Raw genomic sequence first — 13,801 nt, 5'->3', positions numbered from 1 at the left:
GCCGTGGGCGGAGCGGGCTTGGGGGCCAGCTTCGGCTTCGGGGCCGGCGGGGGCGGAGGCGGCGGCTTCACCTCCACGACCGGCGCGGGCGGCGGCGGAGGACGGAAGACGACGTCCAGGCCCTTCTTCTCCTGGATGACCTCGCGCACCTTGCCGGCGGCCGAGACGACAGCGACGCCGATCATCACGAACACGGCGACGGAGGCCGTGGTGGAGAGTGCGAACCGACGGGCCGACGCGACATCGGTGGCGTTGTCGAAAGTTTCGAACATGGCTGGTGCGCATATAGCGACGCCATGTGTCACGTAGGTCCGGGACGCGTAACACTTCGCCCGCAAGAACATGACGGATGCGTCACGAAGCCCGGACGCCTGCTCACCCGTGAAGTAGGTGTGACGGTGCCTTCACCCGAAAGCCGGGAACGTCACGGAATTCACCGCGCACGTCGCGCGCGGTTGGCGCGACGGTGTCGGCGCCTGCGTGACGGGAGCGTCACGTCGCGCGAGTGAGGTGTCACGCGAGCCGGGATGATCGCCATGGCTCACGCTTTCTTCAGTGCAACGGCGACGTCACGGCGCGCGCATGCCCACGAACAGGCGCGGCAGGTGCGACAGCGTTCCATCCGGGAGCACGGCGCGGGGCGCGCCCGCGCGGCGCATCTGCCACAGCAGGGCGATCAGGAACACGCAGTAGAGGATGGCGTAGGGACGCCAGTACAGGACGACCTTGGATAGCTCGGGTCCGATGGCCGACTCGGAGGACAGGGCGCCGTTGAGCGTGATGAGGGCCAGGAGGACGAGGTTGAGCTTGTAGCGTCCCTCGGCCGCGGCGCGCATCAGCGGCCACGCGAGCACGTAGTTGGCGCGCCAGGCCAGTGGAGACAGGAGCGTCACGCCCAGGCAGCACACGGCGAGCAGGTCCGCGGGGCCGGGGCGGGCCCACAGCACCGCGCCCAGGAAGAGGGCCATGGCGATGCCCTGCGCGACGGTCATGCTCCCGGGAGGCGGGGTGGTCTCCGGAGGCAGCACGAGCGACAGCAGCAGCGTGGGCAGGCCCTGCGGGTTGTGCGCCAGCGCCCAGGGCGGCGTGGTGCGCGCGAGCGTCTCGTTCCACTGCTGGAACTGGATGAGGGTGCCGTCCCAGCCGTAGCGCGCGAGCGTGGGAAGCGCGAGGGCGACGCCGACCACCGCGGTGGCGCCGATGACGTGCCAGTGGCGGCGCCAGAGGAAGAAGAGGCCGACGAGGGCGGCGGGAGGCTTGAGGAGGAACGCGACGGCGAAGGCCGCGCCGGGACCCCAGACCCGGCCGCGCTCGGCGCCGAGTGCGGAGACGAGGATGAGCAGGAGGATGACGACGTCCACCTGCCCGTAGAAGATTTCGAAGGTGAAGGCGGGGAGGAGGGTGAAGGTGGCGAGCGCGGGGCCCCAGGCCCAGGGTCGCGCCTCGGAGGGGCCGGGCGCGGCGCGGGTGGTGAGGCGGACCACGAGCAGCATCATCGCGATGGAGCCCAGGTTCCACAGGGCGACGGCGACTCGCGCGGGGACGAGGGTGAACGGGATGAAGAGGGGCGCGGTGACGGGGGCGTACTTGAACGGCATGTGGCCGTCCGAGACGCGGTAGAGGGCGGTGCCCTCCAGGAAGCGCTCGGCGGCGGTGATGTAGACGCGGAAGTCCACGCCCCGCCGGGGGTGCTGGCCCACGGCCACCGCGGCCACCGCGAGCGTGGCGAGCAGGAGCCACCAGGCCCACCGGGCCCACTTGTTGGAATCACTTGCGACGTGAGAGGGCCCCGGTGAGGCGACGTTCATCGATAGGGGGTGTGTAAGGGGAGGGCCGGCACCATTTCACGCCCGACGCCGGGCGGCAACGTGGGGACCGGGCTTTCCGCAACGCCGTTACCCCTCGATGGCACGGGTGCAAGAACCCCGCGCCCGGGGCGTCGACGCTCGTGCCGTGTCGCCGGGCACTCCCGGAGGCACGGTGGCTTCACGGTGGGTGAGGCGACCCGCGCTCGTGCACGGGCGTGGGGAGCCGTCTGGTACGGTGTGGATCAGGACAAGGAAGTGGACATGACAGCGGTGGAACTCGCACGGGCCGCGTGCCTCATCCTCATCATCGGGCATGTGCTCGTGCTGGCGCTCCGGCGGAACAAGTGGCTTGCCTGGTTGGAGAAGGCCGGAGGGGAGTACGCCGAGCATGGCGTCACGCTGTCGGACGACGAGAAGGTGCGGTGGGTCGCGCGTCCGGCCGAGGGCGGAGGGGTGGAGGTGCAGGGCTTCGTCGAGGGCCTGTTCCCGCCCGGAGCGGACCCCGAGCGGGTGGGAGGAAAGGACAGTTCCTTGTTGAAGGTGCCGCTCACCGGCGGCGGGCTGCTGGTGCTGACCCCCGACCTCGTCGAGCCGCTGCTGGGGCCGCTGCCGCCGGTGCCGCGCGTGCGCACGGGAAGCGCCCGGTTCGACAAGGCCTTCGCGACGTTCGCCCAGGGCGGCGACCTGCCTCGCTGGCCGACGGGCACCCCCTTCCTCTCGCCCGACGACCTCGCCTTCCTGCAGGCCCACGGGCTGCGCTGGCTGCGGTGGAATGACGACCTGCTCGAGGTGGCCTTCGAGCCGCGCAGCCCCCCGGACACGGTGCCGCTGCTCGCCTTCGCCCATGCGCTGCGGCGCAGGGGGCAGGGCCGCGCGGTCGCGACTCCCTCGGCCGAGGCGCCGCCGCTGCCCTCGGTGCGGGTGTCGAGCGCGAGTCACTCGTTCTGGTTCGCGGTCATCTTCACGATGGCCTTCCTGCCGGTGCTCGCGGGAGTCGTTCCCCGATTCTTCACCCCACTGAGGGACGCGGTGTCCCTGCACGTGTGTGGGGCCGAGGGAATCCGGCTCGGCAACGATTACGCCCTGTGCCCGGATGGGCGGGAGGTGATGGGCACCGCGTGGCTGGCGTCCATCTGGTTCTGGCTGGCGCCCGTGCTCGCCTGGTTCCTGGTGAAGAGCACGGGGAAGCTGCTCAGGCCCGCCGAGCAGCCGGTGGCGGAGTAGTCGCTACAGGCCGTAGGCCTCCAGCAGCCGCAGCCACACCTCGCTCATGGTGGGGAACGACGGCACCGCGTGCCAGAGCGTGTCGAGCGACACCTCGCCCGCGACGGCGATGGTCGCCGCGTGGAGCATCTCGCCCACCTCGGGGCCGGTGAAGGTGGCGCCGAGGATGACCCGGCGCTTCTCGTCCACCACCAGCTTGGCGGTGCCCTTGAGGTCCCGGCCCAGCAGCCCGGTGCCGGACACGTTCTGCATGTCGTACTGCACCGTGCGCACGGGCAGCTTCGCCTCGCGGGCCTTGGCCTCGGTGAGGCCCACGCTCGCCGCCTGCGGGTGCGTGAAGATGACCTGCGGCGTGGCCTTGGCGTCCGCCCACGCGTGCACCTTCTTCCCCGCGATGATGTCGCCCACCAGCCGCGCCTGGTACTTGCCCATGTGCGTGAGCAGGTTGCGGCCGTTCACGTCGCCGCACGCGTAGAGCCAGCCGCCCTCCACGCCCTTCGCGCGGAGCTGGTCGTCCACCTGCACGGGGCCGCCGCCCTTCAGGCCCACCGTTTCCAGGCCGAGCCCCTCCGTGCGCGCCTCGCGGCCCATGGCCACGAGCAGCGCGTCGGCGCGGACCTCCTCGCCGTGGGTGAGCGTCACCGTCACCTCGCCCTTGTCCCCGGCGCGCTGGACGCGAGCGGCCGTCGTGCCCAGCAGCACGCGCACGCCCGAGTCGCGGAGCGCCTGGGCGACCTGCTCACCGACGAAGGGCTCGAAGCGGGACAGCAGGCTCTTGCCGCGCTGGGCGAGCGTCACCTCGGAGCCGAGCGAGCGCCACGCCTGTGCCAGCTCCACCGCCACCGCGCCGCCGCCGAGGACGAGCAGCCGCTTGGGGACCTCCTTCGCGCCGGTGCCCTCGCGGTTGTCCCAGGGCTTCGCCTCCTTGAGGCCAGGGATGTCCGGCAGGCGGGGCTTGCTGCCGGTGGCCAGGACGACGGCGCGCCGGGCCTCCAGCTCGCGCACGGTGCCGTCGCGGGACTCCACGCGGACCTTGCGCGGGCCGGTGAGCGTGCCGTTGCCGCGCACGACCGTGATTTTCGCGCCCTCGGCCCACTTCACCTGGGAGTCGTCCTTGTAGTCGCCGACCATGTAGTCGCGGTGCTCCAGCACGGCGCTCGCCACGAGCGGGCCCTTGATGGCCTCGCGCGCGCCCGGTGCCATCTTCGCCAGCCACAGGGCCTCGGCCGGGCGCAGCAGCGCCTTGCTGGGGATGCAGGCCCAGAAGGAGCACTCACCGCCGAGCAGCTCGTGCTCCACCAGCGCCACCGACATCCCGGCCGCCGCCGCGCGTGCGGCCGCGTTCTCACCCGTGGGCCCCGCGCCAATCACCACCACATCGAAGGCTTCCGCCATGTGTTTGCTCTCCGTGGACCGTTGCGTAGGTCGGGAGAGCAGGCGGGCCAATGGAACGTGGGGCTGCTCGTCGGATGGTGGAAAGAGTGGCTGGTAACCACGTGACACCTGCCCCGGCGTCACGGGTGATGGTGCCACCTGAGTCGTCTGGGAGACCGTTCGTCAGGAATCCCCGGGCCCCTGCGTCCGTGCCCGCGCTGAACTGGGCGAAGCGCGGGTGTCTCACTCGGGAACGAAACGACGGTCCGTGCCGGAATCGGGTGCGCGGCGGGAGGTGTGTCATGGGGACTGCAATGAACGGTGTCTCGCGTCGCTCCACGCCGTGCGCGCCTGACCGGGCGTGACCTCCTCCCTCGCTGAGCCCTGGCGCTGAGCTGGACGGAGCGGGTCTCCCGCGTCCTGGTTACCGCACGTGCGCGCGGAGCTGTCACCACCGTGCACCTGCTGGAAACCGTTCGTCCATTCATGTCTTCTTCCAGGAATCGCCGTCCCCGCGCGTCCCGTCGGCGCGAGGGGGACTCGCTGTCTTCGTTCTCGTCGTCTCCCTCCGAAAACCCTTCCGCGCGCCACCTGCGCGTGCAGTCCACCCTCTTCCAGGAGGTCTCCCTCCTCTTCCGCTCCGAGCTGTCCGACCCGCGCCTCGAAGGCGTCTCGCTGTCCTCTTTCGAGCTGTCCCCGGATGGCCGGCTCGTCCGCATCGGCTACACGCTGACGCCGGACGCCGCGGCCTCCGGCACCCGCGCCGTACAGGAGGCGCTCGAACGCGCGAGCGGCTACCTGCGCTCGCAGCTCGCGCTCCACCTCGACATGAAGCGCACGCCACAGCTGCGCTTCATCTACATCGGCGTGGCGGAGCCCTCCGGCACCGATGGGGAAGGGGGTGAGCGATGATGCCCCGCATCCTCCCGGCGAACCCTGGCGCCGTGCCCATCCTCGTCTGGGCCCGCGCGCTTCCACCGGGCGCGGAGAAGCAGCTCCGCCACATCGCCGCCCAGCCCTACGCCGTCGAGCATGTGGCCGCCATGCCGGACGTCCACGTGTCCTCGGGCGTCGCCGTGGGCACCGTCTTCGCCACCGAGCACCACGTGGTGCCCGGAGCGCTCGGCGGGGACCTGGGCTGCGGCGTCAGCGCGTACCGCTTCTCCGCACCGGAGACGCCGCTCGGCCGAGACGTGCTGGAGCCCCTGCTGGCGCGGCTGGCCCGCCTGGTGCCCGTGGGCGACACGGTCCACCGGGGCCGCGGTGTGCCGCTGCCCCCGGAGCTGGAGTCCCCACCCCTGTCCACCCAGAAGCTGCGCCACGCCTGGGAGCGGCTGGCGCCGCGACACCTGGGTACCCTGGGCGGGGGCAACCACTTCCTCGAACTGGACCGGGACGCGGAGGGCCACGTCTGGCTCCTGCTGCACACCGGCTCCCGCGGGGTGGGGGCCGCCATCGCCGACCACCACCTGCGCGTGGCCCAGGCGCAGGGGGAGGGCAGCCTGCCCGGCCTGAGCACGCGCTCCCCCGAGGGCCTCGCCTGTCTCGCCGACACCGGTCTGGCCTGCCGCTTCGCCCGCGCCAACCGCGACGCCATCGCCGCGCGCGCGGTGGAGGTGGTGGCCGAGGCACTCGGCGTGGCCCCCGACCCGGAGTCCTTCGTCGACGTGCATCACAATCACGTCGCCGAGGAGCCGCACTTCGGCCGCATGTTGCTGGTCCACCGCAAGGGGGCGGTCGGCCTCGAAGCGGGGCAGCGGGGGCTCATCCCCGGCTCCATGGGGACCGCGTCCTATGTGGTGGAGGGCCGGGGCGAGCCGCGCGCCTTCCGCTCCTGCTCGCACGGGGCAGGCCGCGTCCTCACCCGGACCGAGGCCCGCGCCCGCATCCGCCCGGCCGCGCTGGAGCACGCCATGCGGCGGGTGGTGTTCGACCAGGGCCGGACCGCCTCCCTCGTCGAGGAGGCCCCGGCCGCCTACCGGGACATCACCGAGGTGCTGGAGGACGAGGCCGACCTCCTCACCCCCCTGCGTCGCCTCACCCCCATCGCCGTCCTCAAGGGCTGAGGCCCCAAGCGCCGCGTCCCGGGCGGAAACCGGGGCGCGGCGCCTCCCCGCCCGGGGGACGGGGTCCCCGGGGAGCCCCGGCTTCACTCCAGGTAAAGGAGGGGAGCGACGCCGGGCCCGGGTTTCAGGCGGATGAGGGCCTCCCGGGGGAGATCCACGCCCTCGAAGCCCGCCGGAAACCCCGTCCGGGACGGGTTGGGTGGCGGACAGGGTTCGACTTCCATGTCAGGGTGGGTTCCCGAGCCCGTCCAGATGCCGTAGAATCGGGCACCAGAAACACACGTGCGAACCTGCTGGGGCGTCGTCTAATGGCAGGACATCAGACTTTGACTCTGATTATCAAGGTTCGAATCCTTGCGCCCCAGCCACTCCGCTCCGGGGGGACGCGGTAACAAGCGCGTCCGTCCGCGTGCATGAAGGACGGTGGCCCGATGCCGCAGAAGACGCTCCTGCTGGTCTCCGTGGGTAGCCCACCGGCCTCCCTCCTGAGGGACTTGCAGGACCCGCTGGCGACGCACATGGGCGTCCAGGCGGTGGTGGCGAAGACGGCACTTCCCTCTCCGGCCTATGCCTTCAACAAGGACCGGAGCCAGTACCACTGCAACGCCATCATGCGGCGGCTGTCGCCGATGCTGGAGCCCGGCCAGACCGCGGTCATGGGCATCACCGACGTGGACCTCTTCGTCCCCGACTCGCCCTTCGTCTTCGGCGAGGCGGACCGCGAGTCCCACACCGCCGTGGTGAGCCTCTTCCGCCTGCGTCAGGGCGCGGATGGCGAGCCGCTGCGCCGTCGCATCCAGACGGAGGTGGTGCACCAGGCGGGGCACCTGCTGGGGCTGTCCTACTGCGAGGACCCCCGGTGCGTGATGTTCTTCGCCCAGACGCCCCAGGACTGCGACCGCAAGCAGCTGTCGCTGTGCAACATGTGCCGCAACGAGCTGCAGAAGCTCAACCGCTGACACTCCGCGGGCCTTTGAATCCCGCGTGACGCGTTGACGTCCGACCCGGCGCGCCCTGTAGTACGGGGCGTGGTCGAGCGGGCCGGACAAGCGGAGTGATAGCGATGACGGGCATGCGGCGATGGCTGGGCGGAGTGCTGGCGGTGGGCTTGCTGGGGGCGTGCGAGCCCCTGGATGACGGCGGCGGCGGCGGCATCGGCGACGTCCTCTTCACGAAGGGCTTCGCCTTCGTGCGCCAGAATGACCGCAACGTCTTCGTGGTGGACGACGCGGGCGACCCCAACAGCCCGCAGCGGCTGACGACTGTGGGCGGCGCGTACTGGCCCTCCGTGTCGCGCGACGGGCGCAGCGTGGTGTTCGTGCAGCGCACCGGCAACACCACCTCGCTGCAGACCGTGCCCACCTCGGGGGGCGCCAACCCGGCCACGCTGTTCAGCTCGGGTGACGCGGCGTGCGCGCGCGGCTGCATCAACTTTCGCACGCCCACCTTCAGCCCCGACGGCCGCAGCGTCGTCTTCGTCTTCTCTCCGGCCAACAGCTCCCTCACGTCGCTGGGGCGGGTGAACGTGGACGGCAGCGGCTTCCAGGAGCTCACGCCGAACGCGACCGTCGCCTACGGCGCGCCTTCCTTCCTCCCCAACGGCAGCGCGGTGATGGCGCCGACGGGCAACACGCTGCAGCAGCTCGACGAGATTGCGCGCGTGCCGCTCAATGGCGGCGGCATCCTCACCTTCTCGCTCGGCAGCGGGGTGCTCGCGGTGGAGAACCGCGTGGCGGTGTCCCCGAGTGGCACGCAGCTGGCCTTCGACGGGCGCCTGTCCTCCGGCAGCATCCGCGTCTACGTGGCGCCCATCAACGCTGCTGGCAGCGTGGGCGTGGGACGGCAGTTGACGGACCTCACCGGCGCCAGCGTGCAGGAGACCTGGCCGAGCTGGACGCGCGCAGACCAGCTGGGCTTCCTCGTCGCGGGCACGGGTGGAGGCGACCCGGACATCTACCGCGCCACCGTCAGCAACAGCGGGCCGAGCTCGGTGACCATCGCGGTGCCCAGCGCCGCCGAGCCGTCCTACGGTCCGCTGTAGGACGTGATGCGCCGCGGGCCCGCGTGCCTCGCCGTCGTCTTTGCCATGGGCGTCGCGTGCGCCTCGGGCCCCTCGTCTCCGGGCGCATCCGGGCCCGCCATCGAGGAAGCCGCCGGGCTCGCGCGGCCTCCCTCCGGGCTTCGCCTGCACACCGGCGCGCCGGAGGGCGGGCTGCCGTACCGGCTCTTCGTCTCCGAGGAGGCCACCGCGTCGCGGCCGCACCGGCTGCTCCTCTGGCTGCACCCGTCGGGCGGCCACGGGCTGGCGCTGGTGGAGCCGCTGGCGGCGGACTTCGCGCGGAGGGGCTTCGCTCTCCTGACGCTGTCCCGGAAGGACTTCTCCGGCTGGCGCGGCGCGGACGCCAACCGGCTGATGCTGAAGGTGTTGCCGGACGCGGCGCGCGTCCCTGGCGTGGATGCCCGTAAGCCCGTGCTGCTGGGCTTCAGCGCGGGCGCGCAGATGGCGATGGAGCTGTGGGCCTCCCGCCCGGACGCCTTCGGTGGGTTGGTGCTGCTGTCGGGTGCGCCCCGCTTCTCGCGCGGGGCCGAGTCCACGCCTCCCACCGGGGCCGCGTACACCCGGGTGCCGCTGCTGTCCCTGGTGGGAGAGGGGGACGGCGAGGGGCCCGCCCTGTGGCGCGAGGCGTCGGTGGCCTGGCGCGAGGTAGGCATACCGCTCCAGGCGCGGGTGGTGTCCGGCCGTGGACACGAGTGGCTCCTGATAGACCCGGCCGAGCGGGACGCCGTGCTCGCCTGGCTGGTCGCGCTGCCTCCGGTGGAGTGAATCCCATCCCGGGGGCCGCTGGCGTCCGGGCGCGCGAGGCGCGATGCTGCCCGGGCGGAGGTGGTCATGTCCCTGTTCGATGCAGTGCTCGCGGGAGACCGCGAGGCCGTGAAGTCCAAGCTCGCCGCGGGGGCGGACCCCAACCCGTTCGATTCGGAAGGCCGCACGCCGCTGATGGCCGCCGCCCGCAAGGGCCGGGCCGACATCGTGCGCCTGCTGCTGGAGGCCGGCGCGGACCCCGAGCTGACGGACAGCCTCGGCGAGACGGCGCTCATCATGGCCGCCGCCCACGGCAACGCCGACGTCTGCCGGCTGCTGTTGCCCCATGCGAAGGACGACGAGCGGGACCTGGCCCGCACGCTCCTGTCCGGCGTGGGCATCACCGACCTGCGTCCCGAGCCCAACGTCCCGCCGCCGGACGACTTCCGCCGCAAGCTCGCCTCCGCGGGCGCGTACGTCGCCGGCAAGCTGGGTGATGACGGCCCCACCAAGCGCCTGGAGAGGGCCCTCCGCTCGGAGAAGCCCCCCAAGCGCTGACGCCGCCGTCCTCCGCCGGACACTCCTGCGAGCCCGGTATTCTCCTGTTACAACAGTAACGGCATTTATTCAGGTTTCCGCAGGTATTCCCAGCCTCGTCCGTGGAGAGTGACGAACGGGCATGGCGGGGGTGTTGCTTTGCGGGGAGACGCCGGGCCGGCGGTCCTCCCGTGTCGTGGGGGGCATGACATGCAGATGCCGGACACACGGCTCATCTACGGCGTCACCGCGCAGGGGCTCTTCCTCCATGCGCTGGGTCGCAGGCTGTCCGCGAACGCGCGCGTGGCGCTGCGCGAGGCGGGCATGGACCTGGACCAGGACCTGCTGCCGGCCTACGACCTCGGCACCTGGATGCGCTGCCTGGATATCGCGCTTCGGGACCTGTGGCCGGACCTGCCACGCGAGGAGGCCTGGCGGCGGATGGGCCACACGCTCGTCGAGGGAATCACGTCGACGATGCTGGGCCGGCTGACGATGACGGCGGCGCGCGCGCTCGGGCCGCAGCTCGCCGTGTCCCAGTTCAACCGCGCCTTCCGCAACTCGGACAACTTCGTGGAATTGCGGCCGAAGGAGCTGGGCCCGGGCCGGTGGGAGCTGTGGATCAGCGACATCGTCGGCCGGCCGCACTACTACCAGGGCATCCTGGAGAAGTCGCTCGAGCTGACGGGCGCGCGCGGGTTCCAGGTGTCGGTGCTCCGGCAGGAGCCGCCCGCCTGCGTCTTCCTCATGCAGTGGCCGGAGAAGTGAGGGCCCGCCCGGAACGACAAGGGCCCGGGGCTTCGCGGTGGAAGCCTCCGGGCCCTCAACGAATCACGGTACCGCGCTACGTCACTCCGGCTTGGCGCTCACCGTCACGCCGGGGGTCACCGTGCCGGAGCCGGTGCGGGTCTCCACCAGGGAGTCGGCCACCAGCTCGGTGATGTCCTTGACCTTGATGTTCTCCTCGCGGCCGGTGTCGTTGACCGCGTCCTTGAGCATCGTCGAGCAGAACGGGCACGCCACGGCCACCACGCCGGTGCCGCCCTTGTCCTTGTAGTCGCCCACCAGGCCCGGCTTCTTCTTGTCCGAGGCGGAGGGGTACGGCGTGTTCGGGTCCTCGGCGTGCTTCAGCGTCAGCGCCGCCTCGTTCAGGCGGTTGTGGTTGATGCGCGTGCCGATGTGCTCCTCCATCCACATGCGGCCGCCACCGGCGCCGCAGCAGAAGCCCTCGCGCTTGCTGCGCTGCATCTCCACCACTTCCAGGCCGGGGATGGCGTTGAGGACCTCGCGGGGCGCGTCGTACACGCCGTTGTGCCGGCCGAGGTAGCAGGGGTCGTGGTAGGTGAGCTTGGTGTTCATCACCGAGGAGAGCTTGATGCGCTTCTCCTTCAGCAGCTCGTTGATGAGCTGCGTGTGGTTGATGACGCGGTACTCACCGCCGAACTCCGGGTACTCGTTCTTGATGGTGTTGAAGCAGTGCGGGCACTGGGTGATGACCGCCTTCACGCCCATCGAGTTCCAGGTCTCGACGTTCGTCTTCGCCATCGACTGGAAGAGGTACTCGTTGCCCATGCGGCGAGCGGAGTCGCCGTTGCACATCTCCTGCTTGGACAGCGTGGCGAAGGACACGCCCGCCTCGCGCATGATTTTGACCAGCGCGCGGCTGACCTTCTTCTGCTTGTCGTCGTAGCTGCCCGCGCAGCCCACGAAGAAGAGGTACTCGTACGGGCCGCCGCCGTCACCCCAGGTGGGCAGCGCCAGGTCCTCGGCCCACTCGTCGCGCCGGTCCTGGCCCAGGCCCCAGGGGTTGCCCTGGCGCTCGATGCCCTCGAACACGCGCTGGATTTCGGGGGGGAACTCCGCCTTCACCTGCACCTGGTAGCGGCGCATGTCGATGAGGCGCGGCACGTTCTCGATGAACACCGGGCAGGCCTGCTCGCACCAGCCGCAGCTCGTGCACGCCCACACCGTCTCCGCCTTCAGCGCCGAGCCGACGATTTCGGGCAGCGGCTCCTTCACCTTGCTGGGGCCGTAGCCTTCCTCCACCCACTGCTCGTGGTCCCAGATCCAGTGCTTCAGGTCCTGGTTGACGCCCTTGTGCGTGAGCGGCTTGCCGGTGATGTACGTGGGGCAGTGCGTCTGGCAGCGGCCGCACTCGGTGCAGGAGTACAGGTCCAGGCCCTGCTTCCAGGTGAGGTCCTTCACCGTGGCGGTGCCGAACTCCTCCTTCTCCAGGTTCGGCGTGGGCAGCTTGCCGGTGGAGTGGGTGCGCTGGAAGAAGACGTTGGGCAGGCCGGTGATGATGTGGAAGTGCTTCCCCAGGGGGAGGAAGTTCAGGAACGTCAGGATGATGGCGAGGTGGATCCAGAACCCGGCCACGCCCACCGCGTGGGCGGCGTTCTCACCGAGCGGCATCATCGCCAGGCCCACGGCGCTGGTGACGGGCTCCCACCAGACGAGCGACGCGGCCGTCTGCGGCACCTGCGTGGCGCCCATCTTCGCCTGCGCGGCATTGGCCACCACCATGTGGCTGCCGCCGAAGAGGAACTCCGAAATCATCAGGCCGGAGATGAAGCCCAGGATGAGGTACGCCTCCCAGGAGACCGTCATGCGGTCCGGCTTCACCTTCCAGCGCGTCCAGACGAAGTAGGCGCAGCCGACCAGGGCCAGCGCGGCGACCACGTCCTTGGCCAGCAGGTAGACCTTGTAGAGGGCGAGCAGCGCCGGCTGGCTCGCCCAGAACGGGTCGCCCAGGTCGGTCAGCACCGCCAGCGCCGTGGACGAGAAGCCCATGGCGAACAGCATCACGGTGCGCAGCGCCAGCACCATGAACGCCGCGTAGATGAGGACGTGCATCAGGCCCGGGGTGAACTCCTCCGGGTCCACCATGCGCTTCTGGCCGAGGCCGAAGAGCGTGAGCCGCTTGAGGCGCTCGGGGATGTGGTCGAACCGATTCTCCCCCTTCATCGCGAGGAGCACGCCGATACGACCGGACATGGTCATCACGAAGATGGGGATGGCAACGGCGAGCAATAGGCCGGTGATGATGGGGCTCATGGGACTCTGGGGACCTCTGGGGGCGCGCGGCGAAGAAGGCCCGGTTGCCGCGGCGCGGCAAATCTCGAGTTCAAGTCAACCCTAACAGGGGTGATTCGCGAATCAAGCGCCGTTCGGTGTGGCGTGTCCGTCAGTCAAGCACGAGGCAGAGGCCCGCTGGTGGGGAACCGACCGGCGCACGCATTTACTGATGTGAAACCCCTGCCGAGCAGGCTTTGAAAATGAGCTGCGGGTGAACCGTGTAGAGCTTCCACCTGCCCCGGGGTAGCCCTACCTTGTACGATTGCCGCGCCAGGTGTCCGACGGGCGACGTTTCGCAAGTGCCCGGATTCTCATGGTTGCTTGGCGCTGGGCAGGCAGGCGGACGTACGGTGGTGGACGCGTTCGGAACTTTGACGTCCCAAGGGCTTTACAACGCGGAGCGACATGGCCAGACTCTTCGGTAAATCGGTCAACGCTTGATGGGTCGGGCACCGCATGGGGCGGGCCCGAGTCGACCGACAGAAGGGCGCCCACGGGGAGGCGAGCCATCCATTGGCCGTCCACCCCCGCCAGGCCGGAGCGCTCATCAGAGGAGCCGGACATGATTCAGCACGACGACACCACGTACATGGACGACGAAGGCCTCCCCTATGTGGACCGGAGTGACGACAACGAGTCCGACGTGAGCCAGACGGACGGCTCCAGCACCCGGTGGGGCTACGGTGAAGAGGCGTGGGGCGGTTGGCACGCGGCCGAGTGAGGACGGGGCCCCCGCGGCCCACGGATGCGCGGGGGCATTCCAGACGCAGGTGGTCGTGCAGTGAGTAGGACCGAGCGTACGACGCCCGAGCGGCGGCTCCCCCCGAGGTGAGCTCCCGGGCCCGGAAGCTCGAAGCGGTCTGCCTCCCGGGTGGACTGTCATCTTCTCCAACAGGTTCGCGTCACTGGGG

General features: G+C 70.6%; 12 protein-coding genes, 1 tRNA gene and 1 pseudogene. 10 read left to right on the top strand and 4 right to left on the bottom strand.

Going from position 1 to position 13,801, the window contains the following annotated elements:
• Both HG543_RS14895 and HG543_RS14890 read right to left on the bottom strand, forming a co-directional pair.
• A pseudogene (locus HG543_RS14895) lies at positions 1 to 272 on the bottom strand (energy transducer TonB); the annotation flags it as partial.
• A 297-nt stretch (positions 273 to 569) separates the two neighbouring features.
• Positions 570 to 1,808, bottom strand: a complete 1,239-nt coding sequence (locus HG543_RS14890; protein WP_169345421.1) for a glycosyltransferase family 87 protein — start codon at positions 1,806 to 1,808, stop codon at positions 570 to 572.
• Positions 1,809 to 2,069: 261 nt separating this feature from the next.
• Here HG543_RS14890 and HG543_RS14885 point away from each other — a divergent pair, with 261 nt between their 5' ends.
• Entirely contained in the window at positions 2,070 to 3,032 is a 963-nt protein-coding gene (locus tag HG543_RS14885; protein WP_169345420.1) for a hypothetical protein, read from the top strand.
• A 3-nt stretch (positions 3,033 to 3,035) separates the two neighbouring features.
• On the opposite strand, the gene HG543_RS14880 is transcribed toward HG543_RS14885, so the two are convergent.
• Positions 3,036 to 4,427 (bottom strand): dihydrolipoyl dehydrogenase family protein, encoded by a 1,392-nt coding sequence (locus tag HG543_RS14880; RefSeq protein ID WP_169345419.1) that lies wholly within the window; start codon positions 4,425 to 4,427, stop codon positions 3,036 to 3,038.
• Between the two features lie 465 nt (positions 4,428 to 4,892).
• Between HG543_RS14880 and HG543_RS14875 the strand changes: the two genes are divergently transcribed.
• From HG543_RS14875 to HG543_RS14840, 8 genes are all read left to right on the top strand, one after another.
• On the top strand, positions 4,893 to 5,318 hold the full coding sequence (locus tag HG543_RS14875; RefSeq protein ID WP_169345418.1) for a ribosome-binding factor A: 426 nt from the start codon (positions 4,893 to 4,895) through the stop codon (positions 5,316 to 5,318).
• A complete protein-coding gene (locus tag HG543_RS14870) occupies positions 5,315 to 6,472 on the top strand; it encodes an RtcB family protein (protein ID WP_169345417.1) in 1,158 nt (385 codons plus the stop codon). Before HG543_RS14875 ends, HG543_RS14870 begins: the two co-directional genes overlap by 4 nt.
• Before the next feature lie 294 nt (positions 6,473 to 6,766).
• A tRNA-Gln gene (locus HG543_RS14865) sits at positions 6,767 to 6,840 on the top strand.
• Positions 6,841 to 6,903: 63 nt separating this feature from the next.
• Positions 6,904 to 7,431: a non-proteolytic archaemetzincin-like protein gene (locus HG543_RS14860; protein ID WP_169345416.1), complete on the top strand. Its 528-nt coding sequence runs from the start codon at positions 6,904 to 6,906 to the stop codon at positions 7,429 to 7,431.
• Positions 7,432 to 7,526: 95 nt separating this feature from the next.
• The gene (locus HG543_RS14855) at positions 7,527 to 8,513 is read left to right on the top strand and encodes a TolB-like translocation protein (protein ID WP_171817986.1); all 987 of its coding nucleotides are present in this window, start codon (positions 7,527 to 7,529) and stop codon (positions 8,511 to 8,513) included.
• A 6-nt stretch (positions 8,514 to 8,519) separates the two neighbouring features.
• Positions 8,520 to 9,296 carry an alpha/beta hydrolase gene (locus tag HG543_RS14850; RefSeq protein ID WP_169345415.1) on the top strand — a complete coding sequence of 259 codons (777 nt, stop codon included), beginning with the start codon at positions 8,520 to 8,522 and terminating at the stop codon, positions 9,294 to 9,296.
• Positions 9,297 to 9,362: 66 nt separating this feature from the next.
• A complete protein-coding gene (locus tag HG543_RS14845) occupies positions 9,363 to 9,833 on the top strand; it encodes an ankyrin repeat domain-containing protein (RefSeq protein ID WP_169345414.1) in 471 nt (156 codons plus the stop codon).
• 189 nt (positions 9,834 to 10,022) lie between these two features.
• Positions 10,023 to 10,580, top strand: coding sequence for a DUF2378 family protein (locus HG543_RS14840; RefSeq protein WP_169345413.1), 558 nt, complete (start codon positions 10,023 to 10,025; stop codon positions 10,578 to 10,580).
• A gap of 81 nt (positions 10,581 to 10,661) precedes the next feature.
• On the opposite strand, the gene HG543_RS14835 is transcribed toward HG543_RS14840, so the two are convergent.
• Positions 10,662 to 12,869, bottom strand: coding sequence for a (Fe-S)-binding protein (locus HG543_RS14835; protein ID WP_169345412.1), 2,208 nt, complete (start codon positions 12,867 to 12,869; stop codon positions 10,662 to 10,664).
• A 583-nt stretch (positions 12,870 to 13,452) separates the two neighbouring features.
• Here HG543_RS14835 and HG543_RS14830 point away from each other — a divergent pair.
• A complete protein-coding gene (locus HG543_RS14830) occupies positions 13,453 to 13,611 on the top strand; it encodes a hypothetical protein (RefSeq protein ID WP_169345380.1) in 159 nt (52 codons plus the stop codon).
• Positions 13,612 to 13,801 lie beyond the last annotated feature (190 nt).

This window comes from Pyxidicoccus fallax, from assembly GCF_012933655.1.
Lineage (GTDB): Bacteria > Myxococcota > Myxococcia > Myxococcales > Myxococcaceae > Myxococcus > Myxococcus fallax.
This window is presented reverse-complemented; position numbering and strand designations above follow the sequence as displayed.